At 64.1% G+C, this 21,039-nt stretch carries 16 protein-coding genes and 1 pseudogene; 7 read left to right on the top strand and 10 right to left on the bottom strand.

What is annotated here, in order from left to right; all coding sequences use genetic code 11:
• Positions 1–6 precede the first annotated feature (6 nt).
• From ACFPQ5_RS06715 to ACFPQ5_RS06690, 6 genes are all read right to left on the bottom strand, one after another.
• On the bottom strand, positions 7–1,347 hold the full coding sequence (locus tag ACFPQ5_RS06715; RefSeq protein ID WP_379752602.1) for a sigma-54-dependent transcriptional regulator: 1,341 nt from the start codon (positions 1,345–1,347) through the stop codon (positions 7–9).
• Positions 1,348–1,378: 31 nt separating this feature from the next.
• On the bottom strand, positions 1,379–2,611 hold the full coding sequence (locus tag ACFPQ5_RS06710; RefSeq protein ID WP_379752600.1) for an ABC transporter permease: 1,233 nt from the start codon (positions 2,609–2,611) through the stop codon (positions 1,379–1,381).
• Between the two features lie 21 nt (positions 2,612–2,632).
• The gene (locus ACFPQ5_RS06705; protein ID WP_379752598.1) at positions 2,633–3,943 is read right to left on the bottom strand and encodes an ABC transporter permease; all 1,311 of its coding nucleotides are present in this window, start codon (positions 3,941–3,943) and stop codon (positions 2,633–2,635) included.
• Positions 3,944–3,952: 9 nt separating this feature from the next.
• The gene (locus ACFPQ5_RS06700) at positions 3,953–4,666 is read right to left on the bottom strand and encodes an ABC transporter ATP-binding protein (RefSeq protein ID WP_379752596.1); all 714 of its coding nucleotides are present in this window, start codon (positions 4,664–4,666) and stop codon (positions 3,953–3,955) included.
• Between the two features lie 33 nt (positions 4,667–4,699).
• A complete protein-coding gene (locus ACFPQ5_RS06695) occupies positions 4,700–5,965 on the bottom strand; it encodes an efflux RND transporter periplasmic adaptor subunit (protein WP_379752595.1) in 1,266 nt (421 codons plus the stop codon).
• A 232-nt stretch (positions 5,966–6,197) separates the two neighbouring features.
• Complete coding sequence (locus ACFPQ5_RS06690; RefSeq protein WP_379752593.1) at positions 6,198–7,979, bottom strand: YbhB/YbcL family Raf kinase inhibitor-like protein; 1,782 nt, start codon at positions 7,977–7,979, stop codon at positions 6,198–6,200.
• Positions 7,980–8,190: 211 nt separating this feature from the next.
• On the opposite strand from ACFPQ5_RS06690, the gene ACFPQ5_RS06685 reads away from it, so the two are divergent.
• Both ACFPQ5_RS06685 and ACFPQ5_RS06680 read left to right on the top strand, forming a co-directional pair.
• Positions 8,191–9,408: a YeeE/YedE family protein gene (locus tag ACFPQ5_RS06685; RefSeq protein ID WP_379752591.1), complete on the top strand. Its 1,218-nt coding sequence runs from the start codon at positions 8,191–8,193 to the stop codon at positions 9,406–9,408.
• A 250-nt stretch (positions 9,409–9,658) separates the two neighbouring features.
• Complete coding sequence (locus ACFPQ5_RS06680; RefSeq protein ID WP_379752589.1) at positions 9,659–10,789, top strand: PEP-CTERM sorting domain-containing protein; 1,131 nt, start codon at positions 9,659–9,661, stop codon at positions 10,787–10,789.
• 11 nt (positions 10,790–10,800) lie between these two features.
• Here the strand turns inward: ACFPQ5_RS06680 and ACFPQ5_RS06675 are convergent, their stop codons facing one another.
• Positions 10,801–11,736, bottom strand: coding sequence for a LysR substrate-binding domain-containing protein (locus tag ACFPQ5_RS06675; RefSeq protein WP_379752587.1), 936 nt, complete (start codon positions 11,734–11,736; stop codon positions 10,801–10,803).
• Positions 11,737–11,822: 86 nt separating this feature from the next.
• On the opposite strand from ACFPQ5_RS06675, the gene ACFPQ5_RS06670 reads away from it, so the two are divergent.
• Positions 11,823–12,989: a mandelate racemase/muconate lactonizing enzyme family protein gene (locus tag ACFPQ5_RS06670; protein WP_379752585.1), complete on the top strand. Its 1,167-nt coding sequence runs from the start codon at positions 11,823–11,825 to the stop codon at positions 12,987–12,989.
• Positions 12,990–13,044: 55 nt separating this feature from the next.
• Here the strand turns inward: ACFPQ5_RS06670 and ACFPQ5_RS06665 are convergent, their stop codons facing one another.
• The 3 genes from ACFPQ5_RS06665 to ACFPQ5_RS06655 form a co-directional block, all read right to left on the bottom strand.
• Positions 13,045–13,785 carry a VPLPA-CTERM sorting domain-containing protein gene (locus ACFPQ5_RS06665; RefSeq protein WP_379752583.1) on the bottom strand — a complete coding sequence of 247 codons (741 nt, stop codon included), beginning with the start codon at positions 13,783–13,785 and terminating at the stop codon, positions 13,045–13,047.
• Entirely contained in the window at positions 13,785–15,257 is a 1,473-nt protein-coding gene (locus ACFPQ5_RS06660; RefSeq protein ID WP_379752581.1) for a PQQ-dependent sugar dehydrogenase, read from the bottom strand. The genes ACFPQ5_RS06665 and ACFPQ5_RS06660 overlap by 1 nt, the downstream gene beginning before the upstream one ends.
• Positions 15,258–15,600: 343 nt before the next feature.
• Positions 15,601–17,346 (bottom strand): phosphoethanolamine transferase, encoded by a 1,746-nt coding sequence (locus ACFPQ5_RS06655; RefSeq protein WP_379752579.1) that lies wholly within the window; start codon positions 17,344–17,346, stop codon positions 15,601–15,603.
• 345 nt (positions 17,347–17,691) lie between these two features.
• Here ACFPQ5_RS06655 and rpsL point away from each other — a divergent pair, with 345 nt between their 5' ends.
• The 4 genes and pseudogenes from rpsL to ACFPQ5_RS06635 form a co-directional block, all read left to right on the top strand.
• A complete protein-coding gene (gene rpsL / locus ACFPQ5_RS06650; RefSeq protein ID WP_056336781.1) occupies positions 17,692–18,078 on the top strand; it encodes a 30S ribosomal protein S12 in 387 nt (128 codons plus the stop codon).
• Between the two features lie 135 nt (positions 18,079–18,213).
• The gene (gene rpsG / locus ACFPQ5_RS06645) at positions 18,214–18,684 is read left to right on the top strand and encodes a 30S ribosomal protein S7 (protein ID WP_136221865.1); all 471 of its coding nucleotides are present in this window, start codon (positions 18,214–18,216) and stop codon (positions 18,682–18,684) included.
• A 90-nt stretch (positions 18,685–18,774) separates the two neighbouring features.
• Positions 18,775–20,880 carry an elongation factor G gene (gene fusA / locus ACFPQ5_RS06640; RefSeq protein ID WP_379752576.1) on the top strand — a complete coding sequence of 702 codons (2,106 nt, stop codon included), beginning with the start codon at positions 18,775–18,777 and terminating at the stop codon, positions 20,878–20,880.
• 93 nt (positions 20,881–20,973) lie between these two features.
• A pseudogene (locus tag ACFPQ5_RS06635) lies at positions 20,974–21,039 on the top strand (GTP-binding protein); the annotation flags it as partial.

Below are 21,039 nucleotides of genomic sequence, written 5' to 3'. Positions count from 1 at the left end.
CGCGGTTTATGTGCGACCGATGCCGAGCCGCTCCATGCGCCGGTACAAGGCCTGGCGCGACAAGCCGAGTTCCGCCGCCGCCTGCGAGACGACGCCGCCGGCACGCGCCAGGGCGGCGGCGATGGCTTCGCGGTCCGGCTCGGCCTCGAGGACTGCCGGTGCAGCCGTCACCGCGGCCGGCAGGCCGAGATCCGGCGTGCGGATGAGCTCTCCCTGCGCCAGCAGGTTGGCGCGCGCCATCACGTTTTTCAGTTCGCGCACGTTGCCCGGCCAGGCGTGCCCCAGCAGGGCGCTTTCCGCGCCGGGATCGAGGCGCTTGCCCGGCGCCAGAAAACTGGTTGCCAGCGGCAGGATGTCGCCCGGACGGCCGGCCAGCGGCGGCAGGCGCAGCTCGATCACGTTGAGGCGATAGAACAGGTCTTCGCGGAAGCTGCCGGCGCGGATCATGGCCGGCAGGTCGGCGTTGGTCGCGCTGATCACCCGCACCTTGACCTGCCGCTCGCGGTTCGAGCCGAGACGCTCGAAGCGGCCCGTTTCCAGCACGCGTAACAGCTTCATCTGGCCGGCCGGCGGCAGGTTGCCGATCTCGTCGAGGAACAGGGTGCCGCCGTCGGCCGCCTCGAACTTGCCCTCTCTTGCCCGCGAGGCGCCCGTGTAGGCGCCGGCTTCGGCGCCGAACAGCTCGGCCTCGATCAGTTCCGACGGCAGGGCGCCGCAGTTCAGCACCACGAAGGGGCCATTTTTCACTTGCGAATTCGCCTGGATGATCTCGGCGATGCGTTCTTTACCAGTGCCGTTGGGGCCCGTGATCAAGACCGGCACGTCGGCGCGCGCGACCTGGCAGGCCAGCTGCAGCACGCGCTCGGTGGCCGGGTCGGCCCAGACCAGGCCGCGCAGGTCGTACTGCTGTTCCAGCTCGCGCCTTTCTCTACGCTCGCGGCCGACGCGTTGCGCCAGCGCGCGGTTGGCTTGTCCCAGTTCGATCAGGTTCGTCACCGTCGCCAGCAGACGCTCGTCGTTCCAGGGTTTCGGCAGGTAGTCGGCGGCGCCCGCCTTGATCAGGTCGACGGCCGCATCCAGGTGGGTCCAGGCCGTCAGCAGGATCACGGGCAGGTCCGGATACAGCGAACGGATCTGCCGGAACAGGGCCACGCCCTCCTCGCCGGAGGTGGTGTCGGCGGTGAAGTTCATGTCCTGGATGACCAGGTCGACGGACTCGCGCTGCAGGACGGCCAGCCCCTCCTCGGGCGAAGCCGCGTGCAAGGCCGCGATGTCGTGCAGGGAAAACAGCACATCGAGGGCGATCCCGACGGCGGCATTGTCGTCAATGATGAGAACAGTAGGCATAGCCGTCAGGATAACATTGCTGTATTGCAAATCAAGCGCTGCGGGTGGCCAGCGCCGGCGAAATGCTCGCCGCGCGCCAGGCCGGCCCGTACACCGCGATCACGCCCAGCAGCCAGAAGATCACCCCTCCCGACACCAGGTACTCCAGCGGCAGGCGCGCCATCTCGAGCTTGGTCACCAGCAGCTGGTTCAGGGCGACCCCGAGCAGCACACCACCCGCCACGCCGGCGCTGGTGATCATGAAGTTCTCGGTGATGAAGTAGCGCAGGATATCCATCTTGCGCGCACCGAGGGCGCGGCGCACGCCGATCTGTTTCCTGCGCTGGGTGACCCACAGGCTGGCCATGCCGACGATGCCGCTGGCGGTAATCAGGAGCAGCAGCACGCTGACGGTCACCAGCATCCACGACAGCGCCATGTCGGCGCGGTAGCGCTCCTTGCGGTGCTGGTCGAGCGTGGTCGATTCCAGGATGATCGGCGTCGGTGAGGCCTTGCGCAGTGCGGCCTCGACTTCGCGGATCACGCGCTCGCGCTGGCCCGGCTCGGCGCGTACGGTGTACTTCGCGCCCGCAAAATCACCATACCTGCGCATCGGCGCGATGCTGGCATACTCGCCGCGCGGCGTGACCTCGGCGTTCTGGGTCTGCAGGCGTTCGACCACGCCTACCACGCGCACTTCGATCGCGTCTTCGCCGGTACCGAAGTACATGTTCTTGCCGGTCGCCGGCACGCCCGGCCACATCTTCTCGGCCAGCGCCTTGGTGACGATCACGTGGTGCGGAAGGTCGTTGGTGTTGGTGTTGACGTCCACGTACTCGCCGGGCAGGAAGTCGCGCCCTTCGACCAGCTTCAGGCCCCAGGTCTTGACCAGCGAGTCCGGAGAAAAGTAGAACGAGGAGGGCGCCGTTTCGTCGACCTGCTTGCGGTCGACGGCCACGCTGTTGTTCCAGCCCGATTGCGACAGCGGGATCTGGTTGACGTTGGCGACCGCCACCACGCCGGGCACGGCGCGGATGACTTCCGCTTCGCGCTTTTGCGTGGCCAGCATTTGTTCGGGGCCGCCCGACATCAGGTTGCGGACATCGATCGAGAAGACGGCGTGTTCGTCGGCCACGCCGGTCGGGCGGCTCGAGACGTGGCGCCGTTCGCTGACGATGTGCAGCGCGTTGGCGAGGATGGCGAGGCTGAGCGCCACCTGCAGCGCGACCAGGATCGCACCGGTCTTGTTGCGCAGGAGCGCGGACAGGATAGGACGGATTTCCATGATGGGTCTCTCTTATTGGGCTTATTGTGACTTGAGCTGGATGGCCGGCGTCACCTGGCAGGCGCGCCAGGTCGGCAGCAGCCCGGCCAGCACGGCGGCCAGCACCGACAGCGCAAAGGTAAAGGCGAGCATCGTCAGGTCCATGTGGGCGAGCGATGCCACTTCGCTGCTCTGCATGCCGATCAGGGCCAGGGCGCCGAAGGCGAGCACGAGACCAAGCACGCCGCCGGCCAGGCCGACCACCGCGCTCTCGATCAGGAACTGGCGGAAGATCTCGCGGCGCGAGGCGCCCAGCGCGCGGCGGATGCCGACTTCGGCGGCGCGCACCGAAAATTTCGCCAGCAGCAGGCCGATCGTGTTCACGAGGCACAGCAGCAGGAAGCCGAAAGCCAGCCAGGCCGACAGCCTGGTGTCCTTGTCCACCACTTCGCGCTCCTGCATCCATTCGGTCACGTTGAACAGGCGGTTCGGCGCGGCGCGCTTCATGCGGCCGAGTTTGCGCTGCTCGGCGGCGTAACTGTCGATGTAGCTCTGCAGCTGGGCGCGGTCGCCGGCGGACTCGGTCTCGAACCAGAATTGCAGCCAGGTGCAGTTCGAACGCAGCTTGCCCTCGAATCCAGGATCGGAGCGCTCGGAGCAGTTCATGCCGCCGTTGTGGGTGGTCTCGTGGCGGATGGCGCTGCCGAGCGGGATGAAGAATTCCTCGCCGTCGCCGAACTGCTCGCCGCCGACCAGCTTGTAGTAGCGCGGTTTCGGCTCCCACTTGTCGGTGACGCCGACGATCGTGAACGGGAAGCCCATCACGTTGATGCGCTGGCCGACCGGGTTGGCTTCGCCGAACAGTTTTTCGGCGATCGCGCGGCTCAGCACGATGACGTCGGCGCCGCGTTCGTCGTCCTGGGCGCTCCAGGCCTGGCCGCGGACGAAGGGCACCTCGAACATGGCGAAGAAGTCGCGCGTCGGCGCCACGCCCTGTGCCGAGAAGGCCGGCAGGTCCTTGCGCGGCGGTTCGATCGGCGCCGAAATGCCGTACAGGCCGGTGCGCCGTACGCCCTGGCCGCTTTTCAGCAGGTTCATCACGTCCGGGTAGGTGACCTGGTTCTCGCGCAGTTTTTCGGCCGGGTTGTAGTTGTCGACCGGCGCCACGTCGAAGATCGGCACGAACAGGCGCTCGCTCTTTTGCGGGATCGGGTCGCCCGACATCATGTGCAAAATCGTCAGCGTCGAGACGCTGGCGGCCACGCCGATGGCCAATGTGAGCACCATCAGCGCCGTCAGCGCGGGATTGCGGCGCAGGCTGCGCACGCCGAGCTTGAAGTAGTAGCTGAACATGGATGCTCCTCAGGCGACGGTGGCGCCGGCGTTGGCGGCCAGCGTCGGGCCCTTGCGCACCAGGTCCGAGACCTGGCCGTCGATGATGTGCACGTTGCGGTGGGTGCGCACGGCCAGTTCCGGATCGTGGGTGACCATCAGGATCGTGGTGCCGGCCGCGTTGATCTCTTCCAGCAGCTCCATCACGCCGCGCGCCATCTGCGTATCGAGGTTACCGGTCGGTTCGTCCGCCAGCAGCAGTTTCGGCGAGCCGGCCAGTGCGCGCGCGATTGCCACGCGCTGCTGCTGGCCGCCCGAGAGTTCGGCCGGGTAGTGCTTCATGCGCGAAGCCAGGCCGACTTTCGCCAGCGCGTCCTCGATGCGCTCCTTGCGCTCGGCCGCGTTGTAGCCGCGGTAGCGCAGCGGGACGTCGACGTTGTCGTACAGGCTCAGGTCCGGGATCAAATTAAAACCCTGGAAGATGAAGCCGATCTTCTCGTTGCGCAGGCGCGAGCGGGCGTCGTCGTTCATGCCCTTCACGTTGACGCCGTCGAGCACGTACTCTCCGCTGGTGAATTCTTCCAGCAGGCCGGCGATGTTCAGGAAGCTGGTTTTACCGGAGCCGGAGGGGCCGGTGACGGTCACGAATTCGCCCTGGTTCACCTGGATCTCGAAGCCGCGCAGCGCGTGGGTTTCGATCATGTGGGTGCGGTACACCTTGGAGAGGTTGGTCATGCGCAGCATGGGATGTCCTTTCAGGAGGGGTTTTTATTCAGTTCAGTTGATGGAGACGCGGCTGGCGTTCTCGAAGGTATCGGTGCCGGCGACAACGACCTTGTCGCCCGGTTTCAGGCCCTTGACGATTTCGACGGCGGAGATGCTGGTGGCGCCCAGCTGGATCGGCGTGCGCACGGCGATGCCGTCCTGGACCACGTAGGCGAAGCGTCCGCCTTCGCTTTCCACGAAGGGACCGCGCGGCAGCATGAGGACGTTCGGCTTTTCCTCGATCAGCAGGCGCGCCGTGACGCGCTGGCTCTGGCGCAGGCCCTTCGGCTGTTCGCCATCGAAGCGCACGCGCGCCAGCACCTGGTTCTTGACCACTTCCGGCGACAGGGCGACCAGCTTGCCGGTGGCGGTGCCGGACGGCAGGGTGATTTCGGCCGACATGCCGAGGCCCATGTCGGACACGTAGGTTTCGGGCACTTCGAGTTCGACTTCCAGGCGCGACAGGTCCACCAGCGTCATCAGCGGCGCGTTCGCCGCCACCACCATCCGGTTCTGCACGTTCAGGGTGCCGATGAAACCATCGACGGGCGCGCGCACGGTCAGCTCGTCGACGCGGCGCTGGGCGTTCGCCATCGACAGGCGGGCGCGTTCCATTTCGTTGGTCTTGGTGCGGATGGCGAGGGCCACGTCGTCGCCTTCCAGGTTGGCCGCCTGCGCCGCGTGCTTGGCGCGGATGCCGGCCGAGTTCAGCGCATCCTTCGCCTTTTGGTAGTCGATCTTGGCGATGACGCCGACCTGGGCCACGGATTCGTAGCGTTCCAGGGTGCGCTGGGCGGACAGGCGGTCGATCTCGGCCACGTCCGCTTCGCGCTGGGCCAGCAGTTTTTGTTTGCGCGACAGGATCTGCTGGCGCGCGACTTCCGCTTTCAGCTGCTCGTAGGTCGACTGTTCGCGTTTCAGGGCGTCGGTCAGGTCGGGCGACTCGAGCACGGCGAGGACGTCGCCCTTCTTGACGGTGTCGCCGGCGGCGACCTTCAGATTGACGGTGGCAGGCGCCGTGGAGAACAGGGTCGGGCTGACGGCGGCGACGACGCGGCCGTTGACGGAGGCGTCGCGCACCAGGGTGCCGCGGCCGACTTCGGCGATGCGCAGGCGGCTGGCGCTGACGGCGTGTTCGCTGTCGCGCCAGCCCTGCAGCAGGAAGAAGGCGGCGGCGACCAGGGCGATCGCGCCGCCGGCCAGCAGGGCGCGGCGCTTGTTCTTCTGGCCCGGCAGCGGAGCGACGACGGTGTCTTGATGGGATGTATCGCGGATCATGGTGGTTTCGATAACGACGTGAATGCTGGTCGTTATTGCACGATCCGTGCCAACAGCTAAGTGTTTGATTCGATTGGGTGGACACGCGGACGGACGGGTGTCCGGCGTGTCCGAACGGATGCGTCCGTACGTACGCGGACACGGGCGTGTCCGCCCGGTGGGCACTGGTTATACGGATCCGGAGGCGTAGGGTGGGCGCCCCGTGCCCACCGAATTCAACACACCACGAACCTCACTTCTGCGGCTTCTGCTTCTGCCCATACTTCCCGACGATCTCCCCCTTGCCGATCACATGCCCCTGCATCGCCTTGAGCAGGGTATCGCGATCCGACCCGAAGGGCACATCGAGCATCGTATCGAGCGCATACACCTGGAAGTGGTAATGATGCGCCGGCTCCCCCACCGGCGGTTTCGGCCCGTAATACCCCATCGAACCGTGCGTATTCCGACCTTGCAGCACGCCGTCCGGATCGGACAGGCGCGGCTGCTCCTGCACGCCTTCCGGCACGCTGGTAATGCTGCCCGGGATATTCCAGGCCAGCCAGTGCACGGTCGGCGTGAACGGTTTCGAGTCCGGGTCTTCCATGACGATGGCCCAGGACTTCGCATTCGGCACCGCCTTCCACGACAGCGCCGGCGAGACGCCGTCCGCGTACTCGCTGTACTTCTGGTCCAGCATGCCGTCGTGCTTGAAGCTGGACGAGCTCACCGACACCGAGCCGGAAGTCTGCGTCTCCGGCCGTTTATTTGCCAGCGGTACGCCGTTGCCCTTGTTCGCCTGCTCCTTCATCGGACCGGCCGGCGGCGTCGCGGCGGCGCCCGCGGGTGCGCTGCCGCTACCGGTATAGGCGATGCGGTAGATGACGCCATTACCGTCGTCCGCCATCAGCATGGCGCCGTCCTTGGTAAAAGCGAGACCGACAGGGCGGGCGATATGCGTCTTGCCGCCATCGGTCAGGAAGCCCATCACAAAAGGCTCGATGCCCTTCGGCTGGCCATTCTCGAAGCGCACGCGCACGATCTCGTAGCCGGAAGCCGGGTTGCGGTTCCAGGAACCGCGCATGGTGGCGAACGCATCGCCGCGGTACTCGGCCGGGAAGGCGCTCTGGTTCGCGAACACGAGCTGCATCGGCGCCGCGTGCGCCGTGTAGCCCAGCACCATCGGCGTGGAGCGCTCGCGCCACTGCTGCTTGGTGAGTTCGCCCACCGGCGTGCTTTGCGGGTAGATCTCGTTGGCGCCGTACACGTGCGGCCAGCCGTACATCTTGCCGTGCTCGATCTTGTTCAGTTCTTCCTGCTGCTGGTTATCGCCCAGAAAGTCGATGCCATGGTCCAGGCCCCAAAGTTCTCCGGTCTGCGGATGCCAGGCGAAGCCGATGGTGTTGCGCAGGCCGCTGGCGAAGATGTTGCGCTTCTTGCCGTCCTTCGAGGCGCGCAGGATGGTCGCGTTTTCCGGATTGCTTTCGTTACAGGTGTTGCAGGTGCTGCCGACGCTGATGTACAGCATGTCGTCGGGGCCGAAGGCGATCGTGCGGTTCGGGTGCTGGCCCGAGTCGGGCAGGTCGCCGATCAGCATTTTGAGTTCTCCCAGGCGGCCGTCCGGCTTGATGTCGGCGGCGAAGACTTCCTTCACCGTGATCAGGTACAGCTTGTTGTCGCGGATCGCCAGGCCGTGGGCGCCGGCGCGGTTCGCCACCGTGACGGCGGGACCGTCGGCGCGGCCGTCGCCGTTGGCGTCGCGTAGCAGCAGCACGTCGCCCTGGTCGCGCCGCGACACGTAGACGTCGCCGTTCGGCGCCACCGCGATGATGCGCGCGTTTTTGAGGCCGGTGGCGAAGGGCGTGACCGTGAAGCCGCCAGGGGCCTTGATGCCGCGCATGCGCTCCGGCGTCGCATCGAGCTTGTTCGGCTTGAAGATGTTGTTGTCGAGGGAGACCTGGGTACCATCGCCCTGCTGGGCATAGGCACCGCTTACCGCCATGGCCAGCAGGGAGGCTGCGAACGCGCGTTTCATTGGGTATCCTTTCCAGTCGATTCGGTCCTGTGAGTGTCGGTCGATCGTGCCAGAGCGGCGCCCGGCAGTATGTTGGAGAACGTACATTGAACAAGGGATAACGGTTCAAATCTGTGACAGGCGCCAGCACGCCAAACCGAAGCGCCCTCTGCAGAAATAAGCGAAACGCGAGACAATGCGGGATTCCATTTTCGACTGTTATTTCTCGACAATGTCTACCTCCACTACGCTTTCCGTTCCGCCGCGCGCGGACATCAACCTGAAGCCGCTCGGCGTCGCCCTGCTGCTGATCCTGCTCGGCACCTGGTACCTCGGGCAGAACGTCAGCGCCAAGCTGGCTTCCCTGTTCGTGGTCGGCTCGCTGCTCGGCATGGCCCTGTATCACGCCGCCTTCGGTTTTACCTCGGCCTGGCGCGTCTTCATCGCCGACGGCCGCGGCGCCGGCCTGCGCGCGCAGATGCTGATGCTGGCCGTCGGCGTGGCGCTGTTCTTCCCGGCGCTCGCCAGCGGCACCCTGTTCGGCAATCCGGTCACGGGCCTGGTCTCTCCGGCCGGCACCTCGGTGATCGTCGGCGCCTTCATCTTCGGCATCGGCATGCAGCTGGGCGGCGGCTGCGCTTCCGGCACGCTGTACACGGTGGGCGGCGGCAGCACGCGCATGCTGGTCACGCTGTTCTTCTTCATCGTCGGTTCCCTGATCGGCACCGCCTACATGCCGTTCTGGACCTCGCTGCCGCAGCTGGCGCCGATCTCGCTGGTGAAAACCCTGGGGACCGGGCCGGCGCTGCTGCTCAACTGGGCCGTGTTCGCGCTGATCGCCTTTATCACTGTCGTGGTCGAGAAGCGCCGTCACGGCCGCATTGTCGTCTCGCCGGTGAAATCGACCGGCCGCGCGACCTGGCTGCATGGTCCCTGGCCGCTGGTGGCGGGCGCGCTGGCGCTGGTGCTGCTGAATTTCGCGACGCTGGCGCTGTCGGGCCGGCCCTGGGGCGTGACCTCGGCCTTTGCCCTGTGGGGCGCCAAGGGCGCGGCGCTGATCGGCATCGATACCCCGAGCTGGGCCTACTGGTCGACCAAGGCGAACGCCGCCGCGCTGGCCGCGCCGGTAACGCAGGACGTGACCTCGATGATGGACATCGGCATCGTGCTCGGCGCGATGGCCGCCGCTGCCCTGGCCGGCCGCTACGCACCGGTGTGGAAGCTGCCGCTGCGTTCCCTGGTCGCGGCCATGGTCGGCGGCCTGATGCTGGGCTTCGGCGCACGCCTGGCCTATGGCTGCAACATCGGCGCCTACTTCAGCGGCATCGTCTCGGGCAGCCTGCACGGCTGGCTGTGGTTGATTGCCGCGTTTGCCGGCAACGTCTTCGGTACGCGCCTGCGTCCGCTGTTCGGACTCGAAGTCGAGCGTGTGAAGCTTGCCGCCTGCTGAATGCGTGCTTTCAGGCCGGAGAGAACCTCCGGCCTGCCAATTGTTTCTCCGATTTTACATTCAAGATCAAATTCGCAACAAAAATTAGTGTCGAGAAACTTTACATCTGGATTTTGTATTTACAATCGGAAAATTTATTTCTTTTAGGATCAGATGCTTATGAATTTGGCATAATTTTTGCTAACTCAGCATGGGTAACAGAAAAGTCCGAAACGCATACGGACACGTCCAAACCTACTGAAAGCAAACTATGTCAAACAATGTTCTGCGTCCCGCCCTGATCGCGGCTTTTGGCGTCATGTTGTCGCTGCCGATGTTTGCATCGGCAGCCGTCGTTAATTCGACGACCACCGCTACAGCCGATTTCACCGTTCCTCAAGCCTTTGCGTCAAACACCACTACCGGGACAAGCTCAGCCACTGCTAATACGACATCGAAATCCACATCGACGAATATTGCCAAATTCGACGCCAGTACCGGCGTTCTGACTGGCGTGAAGGTGAATGTAGCGTCTCAGTACAAACAGTCGACCACCTTAGCGGCGCCGGGCGTTGCTGGAAACAGCGGCAAGAAGGATGCGGCGGGCACGGGTACCGGTTCACTCCAGATAAGCTTGCCTGGCGCCTCGGCGCCGGCGACATGGACCACCACCGCCCAGCCCCTTACCTGCGACGGGAAGCGCGACGTGGGTTGCTCTGCCAGCACGGCGCCTGGAAAGACGACCGTCGACGGTACGCTGACGGCTGGCGCGCTGGACCAATATGTCGGCGCGGGCACCAGTTTCGCCGTGAACACCCAGGCAACCGTAGCGGCCCGGACGACCAATAACACCTTTGCCAGCGCTACCACCACCTCGACGCTCGACTGGACCGGCACGCTGAGCGCAACCTACGAGTACCTGCTGCACGCGGCGCAGTCCTTCGAAGACGGCAGCTCGGCACTGACCCTGAACCTGGACTTCGGCTCGGTCTACCTGGGCGATAGCGCGGCCGACCAGCTCTTCTCGATCTTTAACGGTAAAGGCGCGCGTGTCGGCCTGCAGCTGACCAATGTCAGCGAAACGGGCAGCGGCAACGGCATGTTCTCGACCAACCTGGACACCTACAACAACATCGCCGCCGGCGGCAGCCAGGGCTTCAAGGCTTCCTTCCTGGCCAGCCAGCTGGGCAGCTTCAGCACCACCTACCAGCTGACGCTGGCAGACCTGGCGCCGTCGACCTACGCGGCGAACACGCTGTATTCGGGCTATGGCCTGACGCTGAACCTGGCCGGTAATGTCATCGCACGCCCGGTCCAGAACGACGTTCCGGAACCGGCAACCCTAATGCTGCTGGGCCTGGGCGCCGCAGCCTTCGGCGTCAGCCGCAAGCGCAAGGCCTGAGAAACGGTGGCTCAGCCTGGCCGGGCCTTCGTAGCGCGGCCCGGCCGGTCTGGTGGCGCCTGGAAGTGCTCGACCAGGAAGTCGATGAAGGCGCGCGCGCGCAGCGTCTGGTTGCGCTGGCTCGGATAGTAGACGAACAGGTCGGCGTCGGGCAGGGAGAATTCGGGCAGCACGATCTTCAGCCGGCCGCTGTCGAGGTAGCGGGCCAGGTCCCATTCCGAGCGGATCAAAATGCCATGGCCGTCCAGGGCCCAGCCGAGCACGATGTCGCCGTCGTTACTGGACACCATGCCGTGCACCTTGACGACCTCGCTGGCGTCGCCCTGCGTGAAGCGCCAGATGCCGTAGGCCTCGTCGTTCTGGCGGTGGATGATGCAGCGGTGGCTGGCGAGATCCGCGAGCGTCTGCGGCGTGCCGTGGCGCGCCAGGTAGGCCGGCGAGGCACAGAGGAAGCGCCGGTTCGACATGATGCGCCGCGCATTCAATCTCTTGTCGGGCAAGGCGCCGAAGCGGATGGCGAGATCGAAGCCGCTTTCGACCAGGTCGACCGGACGGTCGGTCACCTCTACCTGCACCTCGATCTCCGGGTAGCGCTGGGCGAAGCTTGAGACCAGCGGCGCGATCGTGGTGCGTCCGAAGCCGAGCGTCGCGTTCACGCGCAGCAGCCCGCGCGGGGTGCCGCGTCCCTGCGCCACCTCGTCTTCCATTTCCGTGATCTCGGCCAGGATGCGCGTCGCGTGACGCAGATAGGTCTCGCCCTCGCTGGTGAGGCTGACGCTGCGCGTGGTGCGGTTCAGCAGGCGCACTCCCAGGCGGCTTTCCAGCGCCGCCAGCCGCTTGGTCGCAGCCGGCGGCGTCAGGTCCAGTGCGCGCGCCGCGGCGGCCAGGCTGCCGTGGCGGGCAACCAGTACGAAGAAGCGCATGTCCGAGGTCGGCTCAGTATTCACTTGGGCTCAATTCATAATTAAATTGAGGGAAATTATAGGCCTGTCGCCAGCGCTTAAGCTACGGTTTTCGCACAAGGGAGTCCGCCATGAGAATCGTAGAAATCCGGGAACAGACGCTGCCCATCAGCTCGCCGATCCGCAACGCCTACATCGACTTCAGCAAGATGACGCTGAGCCTGGTCGCCGTGATCACCGACGTGATCCGCGATGGCAAGCAGGTGGTCGGCTACGGCTTCAATTCCAACGGCCGCTACGGCCAGGGCAAGCTGATGCGCGAACGTTTCATCCCGCGCATCCTGGAGGCGGACCCAGGCTCGCTGGTGGACGATACCGGCACCAACCTCGACCCGCATAAAATCTGGAACTGCATGTTCACTAACGAGAAGCCGGGCGGCCACGGCGAGCGCTCGGTGGCGATCGGCACCATCGACATGGCGGTCTGGGATGCGGTGGCCAAGATCGAAGGCAAACCCCTGTTCCAGCTGCTGGCCGACCGCTACGGCAACGGTACGCCGGAGCGCAAGGTGTTCGTATATGCCGCCGGCGGTTACTACTATCCGGGCCAGGACCACGGCAAGCTGAAGGACGAGATGCGCAGCTACATCGACCGCGGCTACACGGTGGTCAAGAAGAAGATCGGCGGCGCCTCGCTCGACGAAGACCTGCGCCGCATCGACAGCATCCTGTCGGTGCTGCAGGACGGCCAGAAGCTGGCGGTGGACGCCAACGGCCGCTTCGATCTCGATACCGCGATTGCCTATGCCAAGGCGCTGTCGCAGTACGACCTGTTCTGGTACGAGGAAGCCGGCGACCCGCTCGACTACGAGCTGCAGGCCACGCTGCGCAACTACTATAAAAATCCGATGGCGACCGGCGAGAACCTGTTCTCGATGCAGGACGCGCGCAACCTGATCCGCTACGGCGGCATGCGCGCCGACCGCGACTGGCTCCAGTTCGACTGCGCGCTCTCGTACGGCCTGGTCGAATACCTGCGCACCCTCGACATGCTGCGCGAACATGGCTGGTCCCCGAGCCGCTGCATCCCGCACGGCGGCCACCAGATGTCGCTGAACATCGCGGCCGGCCTGGGCCTGGGCGGCAACGAGTCCTACCCCGACCTGTTCCAGCCTTTCGGCGGCTTCCCGGACGGCGTCAAGGTCGAGAATGGGTTCATTACCATGCCGGACCTGCCGGGCATCGGTTTCGAGGGCAAGGCCGACCTGTACGCGGAGATGCAGAAGCTGTCGGCCTAAGCAGATGAAGACAGAGAAAAAGCCCGGGACGGCGCGTGCCGCCCCGGGCTTTTTGTCAACGCCGCTGGCTACGCCGCCTGGACAGCCCGGCCGCGGCCAGTCCACCCAGCAGCAACAGCATCGACGCCGGTTCCGGCACCTCGTTCGCATCGCCGATGGTGAGCAGCACGTTGTCCACGCCGAACTGGAACAGGTTGACGTTGTCGACCTCGGCGAAGCGCAGGCGCAGGCTCTGGTTGAGGTTAGCGTTGAGCAGGGCCGTGATGTCGACCTCGATGTGGTTGTAGCCCGACACCAGCGGGTCGCCCGGCAGCGTGGCGAACAGGTTCAGCAGCACGTCCTGCGCCGCCAGGCTGAACGGATCGCTGCCGCCCAGCAGCAGGTCGACGCGCGCCTGCTGGTTCAGCGCCGGGGTCGCGAAGTCGAGCGAGAGCGGATCGGGCACCGAGAAGGCCTCGGCCCGGTTGCCGATGAACAGGTCGAAGCTCAGCCGCGCCGACCCGACCGCCGTGGTCTGCATGAAGTCCTGGTAGAGCAGGTGGCTGCCCGGTCCCTCGGCGTCGGTCATCGCGGCATTGCTGCCCGTCGGAGAAGGAACAGCCGTGCCGGTCACCGGACTGCTGCTGCCCGACTGCAGCATGAAGCCGCCGTCGCTGCCGACCTGGTTGACGACGGTCCAGTTGCTCATGCCGCCCTCGAAGTCGCCATTCAGGATCGGTTCGGCGTGCAGCGGCAGGGCGATCAGCGCAAACACGGCGGCCGCGCCCGCGGTCAGTTTCTTGAACGATGTGCTCATCATTTCCTCCTGAGGGTGGCCGTTGCGCGGCTGATGCGGTAGACGACGCCGTCGGTGATCGAGACGACGTACAGGTTGCCATCCGGTCCCTGCTCGATGGATGGGGTGACGCCGAAGCCGCGCCCGATCAAGAGCGACTCGCTTTCGGTCGGATCGAACTTGGTCAGGTTGTCGGCCACCTTGTCGGCCAGGCGCGCATCGGCGCTGGTGTCCACCGACAGCCGGTCGGACGTCAGGCGCAGCCGGTACAGGCTGCCGCCGGTGGGGCCGGTCGGGGCGAAGGGACGCGAGGAACCGATCCACAAGGTGCCGGCGTATTCGGCGCCCAGCGAATTGTCGCGGATGAAGGCGGTGCCCGAAGGCCCGACCTCGTAGCGCCAGCTGAACTGCGGGTCGACATAGGTCGCGCCGGGCAGCATGTACATGCGCGAGCGCGCGAGGCTGGCCGTGTAGGCGAGACGAGTGGGTGGGAAGCGCCTCTGCTGCAGCGCGCTGCCGAATTCCGTCGTCTCGATCTGCTTGAACTGGGCCATGCGGCTTTGCGGTCCCATCATCTGGATCCAGCCGCCGTTCATGCCGGGAATCACCCGGTTCAGTTCACTGAAGGCGTCGTCGGCGTTTTCGGTCAGCCACAGGAAGCCGCCGCGCGGGTCGAAGGCCATGCCGAAGCCGTTGCGGTGGCCGTAGCTGAACACCTTCTGGATGCCCGTGCCGACCTCGCCGCCGATGGCCGCGCCGGCGCCGAAGAAGGGATTGCTGGCCGGCGTTGTGCCGTCGTCGTTCAGGCGCATGACGACGCCGGACAGGTGGGCGCTGTCGGGCGCCGGCCCGCCGAAGGTGTCGTCGACCAGGGGCGCGGTGAGGAAGGGGCCGTTCGGCAGGTTCTGCATGCGGCTGCGGCGGCCCAGGTCGCCCGTGAAGACGTACAGCTTGCCGTCGGGGCCGAAGCGCATCGGACCGCCGTTATGGTTGCCGTTCTCGCCCGGGTTGGCGGTGCCCGGGTGGTTAGGGACCGGAACGTTGTCGGTCTGGCGGGCGCGCAATCGCAAAGTTGTGAAATTCGGATCCATGGTCAGCGTGCTGCCGTTCCAGATGAAGCGGTCGACCCGGTTGCCCAGCAGCGGCACTTCGCTGATAACGGCCGTATCGGCCCCGGTCGAACTCTCGGTCCAGCGCACGTAGACCAAGGGCGTCGCCGGGAAGTTCGGATGCAGCGCAACGCTCAGCAGGCCGCGCTCGGATGCGGAATTGACCGCGAGGTCGAGCACGGGCGTGGGCTGGATCACGCCGTCGATCGCCCGCTTGATCTGGCCGCTCGCTTTCTCCAGGATGAAGGCGTCGTTCTGCCCGATGAAGGCGATCCCGATCGGCTGCACCAGGCCCGCCCCCACACCGATGAAGGTCGTCACCTGCAGGTTCGGATCGAGCATCTGGACCGGAATCGAATCGGCCGCCGCAAAGGGCGCGGCCATCGTAAGCAGTGCCGATGTGGCCAGTGTCAGCACCCTTCGTCCTGCCATTCTTTCAGCGCATGTCGTTGACATCATGTTCCCCCAATCTGCCGGTCCCGTCCTGGGCCAGGCAGTACTGTTTTGAAGAGGTAGCCGCAACTAATGCGCTGAGTCCGCATCGATGGCGGCCGCTTTGTGTAGCGGGAAAACGCGACGCATAAAATATGCCAATTGCATGAGCCTGCTATGAGGCGTCAATACAGCGGCGCGCCAATGCTGGCGCAGGATAGGCGGTATGTAAAAAAGATCGACAAACGGTATTGATGAGGTCACACCTGAGCCGGCAAACCTGCCGGAAACAGCTTTATTTGCGCGGCAAGGGCGTGCCCTTGTCGATCACCTCGCGGCAGTCGCCGCGCATGCGGGCGTTGTCGTAATCGGTCCAGCCGTAGCTGTCGACATAGCGCTTGTGGGGCTTCAACAGGCTGCTGACGATGCTGCGATCGAGGCTTTCTCCGGGATAGCGGATATCTCCCAGGTCGACCAGGGTGTGGAACACGTTTTCGGTCGAGAGGCGCGCCGCCCGGTGCTTGCGCAACTGGACGACCTTGTCCGGAAAGCGGCTCTCGTACGCATCCGAATACCAGGCGAAGGCGGGTACGTGGAATTCGTACTGATTGTTATGGCCGTGGAAGACCTGGCGGCAGGCGCCGTCGTACAGGGTTTGGCCGTGGTCGGCCACGTACATCAGCGCCGCGGCCTTGTCGGACGTCTTGAGCGTACCGATCAGCCGGGACAGGAACCAGTCCGTGTACAGGATCGAATTGTCGTAGCTGTTGTTGAGCCGCGGCGCGATGGCGCGGTCGGTGACGACGGGCTTGTTCACGCCGCGCAGCGAGGGCTGCCACTGGTCGAAGCGGGCTGGATAGCGCTGCGCGTAGTTCCAGTGGCTGCCCAGCGTGTGCAACACGATCAGCTTTTTCGGCGCCGGGTCGAGCAGCGCGCGCCCGACGGGACCGAGCAGCACCTCGTCGTAGTTCGAATTGTCCCGGAAACCGCCCAGGTTCAGGAATTCGACTTCGTCCGCCTCCTTGGCGAACACGGAGACCGGGGTGTCGAACTTGCCGAACGAGATCTGGTTCGACAGCCACCAGGTTTTATAGCCCGCTTCCTTGAAGGCGGTAACGAAGGATTTTTCGGTGAACCCGTCTTTTAAACTCTGCATCGCGGGCTTGCGCGAAATGATGACGGGAACCGAGAGGCGCGTGGCCGACACCGACGTAATCAAATCCTGCAGCGGCACCAGGTTCGCTTCCTGCGCCAACAAGGGATTGGTCGGGCGTTCGTAGCCGTTCAGGCTCCAGCGGTCGTAGCGCGCCGATTCGCCCAGCACCATCACGACCACGTCCGGTGCGTGCGCCGGGTCGGCCTGGCGCGCGTGGAAGCGGAAGGCGGCGCTGCGCCGGTGCAGGTCGGCCAGATACACGCGCTCCTTGTAGAAATCGAGCCCGCGCGCCACCACGCCGAAGGGCCAGGACTGGGCGAAGGCTTTGATTTCGAACGGCGGCGCCGCCCAGGACGGCAGGCGCGGCAGGGCAGAGGCGCTGGCGCTGGCCGGACCCGTCTTTTGATCGTAGGCGAACAGCGCGACGGCCACCGCCAGCACGCCCAGCACCAGCGGGCGCGAGCGGTCGTTCCAGTCGAGGTCGCGCGTGGCGAGCGCGGCGCGGTAGGTGGCGGCCCACCAGACGATGACGCCTGCGACCACTCCGAGCAGCAGCCAGACGCGCGCGCCCAGGTATTCCTGCGCCTCGACCGGGCTGGTTTCGGCCATGATGCCCAGGTGGTGCGTCGAGATGCCCTGGCCATAGTAGAGATACAGGTACAGCTCGGCCGGCAGCGCGACGAAGGCCGGCAGCAGCAGCCAGTGAAAGTATGCCGGGCGTTTGAACAGGGCCCAGGCGCCGATCCAGGCAATGACGGCCATGCCGGCCAGCTGGGCGGGACGCGCCACCGGCAGGCCCAGCGTCAGCGGGAAGAAGGGCACCAGCGACAACACCAGGTAAGTGAGCACGAGGACCAGGTTGGCGGGGCGCAGCAGGATTCGCATCGGACGCAAGAGGAGGGCAGGGACCGGTATTATCCGGCCTTTATTGGCGGAAATGCTATCGGGCGCGTGTGCTGGGGTCTTGCTAATTGTGTCAGGACTACCACAGCCATCTGCGGCTTCGGCCCCGGTCCTGCCCGTTAAATCAGCAAATCGGTTGACCGCGGTTTGCGAGAAGTCTATACTCGCGAGTTCTCGATTTATTCTGCACATCGTATACGCATTCGCAGCCGCTCCTTCGGTGAGTGGCTTTCGGCGCCTGCGGTGTGGGACTCTCGAGACTAGGTTTCAGTCCCCGGGCCGTGATGTCCGGGTCATCAACTGTAGTACTTTGTTGGATTAGGAACGATGCCAACCATCAATCAACTGATTCGCAAGCCGCGCGTTGCCGCGGTTGTGAAGAGCAAGTCGCCGGCACTTGAAAACTGCCCGCAAAAGCGCGGCGTGTGCACCCGTGTGTACACCACCACGCCTAAGAAGCCTAACTCGGCACTGCGTAAAGTCGCCAAAGTGCGTCTGACCAACGGTTTCGAAGTCATTTCGTACATCGGCGGTGAAGGCCACAACCTGCAGGAACACTCGGTCGTGCTGCTGCGCGGCGGTCGTGTGAAAGACTTGCCAGGTGTGCGTTACCACATGGTCCGCGGCGCACTGGATACCCAGGGCGTGAAAGACCGTAAGCAAGCTCGCTCGAAGTACGGTGCGAAGCGTGCCAAGGCCGGCGCCAAGAAGTAATCCTGCGGTCTCGTCATATCGAGGTCACATTTAAAAGTTAAGTTGAGCCGGCCGGAAGGCCGAGTAAGTGAAAGACCATGAGGGTCTTTCGCGAGTGCTGAATCAGCACTCAACTGAAGATAGGAAGGAATTGAAATGCCACGTCGTCGTGAAGTACCCAAGCGCGAGATCCTGCCGGATCCAAAATTCGGCAACACCGATGTCGCCAAGTTCGTCAACGTTCTGATGCTGTCCGGCAAGAAGTCGGTCGCTGAAAACATCATCTACGGTGCGTTTGAACATATCCAGTCGAAATCGGGCAAGGACCCGCTGGAAGTGTTCGCGGCCGCGATCAACAACTGCAAGCCACTGGTCGAGGTGAAATCCCGCCGTGTCGGCGGCGCCAACTACCAGGTGCCAGTGGAAGTTCGTCCGGTCCGTCGTATGGCGCTGTCCATGCGTTGGTTGCGCGAAGCCGCAAACAAGCGCAGCGAAAAATCCATGCCACAACGCCTCGGCGGTGAACTGATGGAAGCGGCTGAAATGCGCGGTGGCGCAATGAAGCGTCGTGACGAAGTGCACCGTATGGCTGAAGCGAACAAGGCGTTCTCGCACTTCCGCTTCTAAGCACTTAGCAGTATCTGTTGTTCAGGCCGGGCGCGTTTTGTTTCTCAAAATGTTGCCCGGTTTTGTCCATTCAAAGATTTAGGAAAAATTATGGCACGCACTACCCCCATTGAGCGCTACCGCAACATCGGTATCTCCGCTCACATCGACGCCGGTAAGACGACGACGACCGAGCGCATCCTGTTCTACACGGGTGTGAACCACAAGATCGGTGAAGTGCACGACGGCGCCGCCACCATGGACTGGATGGAGCAGGAGCAGGAACGCGGCATTACCATTACCTCGGCAGCGACGACCTGCTTCTGGAAGGGTATGGCCAACAACTTCGAGCCGCACCGCTTCAACATCATCGATACCCCGGGCCACGTCGACTTCACCATCGAGGTGGAACGTTCGATGCGCGTCCTGGACGGCGCCTGCATGGTTTACTGCGCAGTCGGCGGCGTGCAGCCACAGTCGGAAACCGTGTGGCGTCAGGCTAACAAGTACAAAGTCCCGCGTCTGGCATTCGTCAACAAGATGGACCGTACCGGTGCGAACTTCTTCAAGGTGTACGAGCAGATGCGCGCCCGCCTGAAGGCCAACCCGATTCCTCTGCAGATCCCGATCGGCGCCGAAGACAACTTCAAGGGCGTGGTCGACCTCGTCAAGATGAAGGCCATCCTGTGGGATGACGCGTCGCAGGGCATGAAGTTCGACTACGTCGACGTGCCGGCCGAGCTGGTCGATCAAGCCAACGAATGGCGCGAGAAGCTGGTCGAAACCGCCGCGGAAGCGTCGGAAGACCTGATGAACAAGTACCTGGAAGAGGGCGAGCTGTCGGAAGCCGACATCAAGAAGGCCCTGCGCGACCGTACCATCGCCGGCGAAATCGTCCCGATGATGTGCGGCACCGCCTTCAAGAACAAGGGCGTTCAGGCAATGCTGGATGCGGTCATCGAATACCTGCCATCGCCAGTGGACATCCCACCGGTCGGCGGTACCGACGAAGACGACCAGCCGGTCACCCGTAAGGCCGACGACAGCGAGAAGTTCGCTGCGCTGGCATTCAAGATCATGACCGACCCGTTCGTCGGCCAGCTGATCTTCTTCCGCGTGTACTCGGGCGTCATCAATTCGGGCGACACCGTCTACAACCCGATCAAGGGCAAGAAGGAACGCGTCGGCCGTATTCTGCAGATGCACGCGAACCAGCGCGAAGAAATCAAGGAAGTCCGTGCAGGCGACATCGCCGCTGCGGTCGGCCTGAAAGAAGCGACCACGGGCGAAACCCTGTGCGATCCTTCGGCACCGATCATCCTGGAAAAGATGGTCTTCCCTGAGCCGGTCATTCAGCAGGCTGTCGAGCCGAAGACCAAGGCCGACCAGGAAAAGATGGGCCTGGCCCTGAACCGCCTGGCACAGGAAGATCCTTCGTTCCGCGTGCGTACCGACGAAGAATCGGGCCAGACCATCATCGGTGGTATGGGCGAGCTGCACCTGGAAATTATCGTTGACCGCATGAAGCGCGAATTCAACGTGGAAGCAACCGTCGGCAAGCCACAGGTTGCATACCGCGAAACGATCCGCAAGGCAGTCACCGACGTCGAAGGTAAGTTCGTCAAGCAGTCGGGTGGTCGTGGTCAGTACGGTCACGCAGTCCTGTCGATCGAGCCGCAAGAACCAGGCAAGGGCTTCGAGTTCGTCGACGCCATCAAGGGCGGTGTCATTCCTCGCGAATACATCCCTGCGGTCGAAAAAGGTGTGCGCGAGACCCTGACCTCGGGCGTGCTGGCTGGCTACCCGGTCGTTGACGTGAAAGTCACCGTGACCTTCGGTTCGTACCACGACGTCGACTCGAACGAGAACGCGTTCCGTATGGCCGGTTCGATGGCATTCAAGGACGGCTGCCGTAAAGCATCGCCGGTCATCCTCGAGCCGATGATGGCCGTGGAAGTGGAAACGCCGGAAGACTACGCCGGTTCCGTGATGGGCGACCTGTCGTCCCGCCGCGGCATGGTGCAGGGCATGGACGAAATCCCGGGCGGCGGCGGCAAGATCATCAAGGCCGAAGTTCCGCTGTCGGAAATGTTTGGTTACTCGACCTCGCTGCGTTCGGCGACCCAGGGCCGTGCAACCTACACGATGGAATTCAAGCACTACTCCGAAGCGCCTAAGCACGTGATCGACGCAATCGTCACCGCTAAGTCGAAGTAATAAAAATTAGCAGTACGTCCTGCCGGCGGCCTCCAGGCTGTCGGCAGGATAAAAACAAAACTAAATAAATCGTTCTTTTAAAGGAAGATCAAAATGGCAAAAGGTAAATTCGAACGGACCAAGCCGCACGTCAACGTCGGCACCATCGGTCACGTTGAC

This window comes from Massilia suwonensis (assembly GCF_042655665.1).
GTDB classification, from domain to species: domain Bacteria; phylum Pseudomonadota; class Gammaproteobacteria; order Burkholderiales; family Burkholderiaceae_D; genus Telluria; species Telluria suwonensis.
The sequence above is the reverse complement of the archived record's forward strand: the minus strand, read 5'-3'. Positions and strand labels throughout refer to the sequence as shown.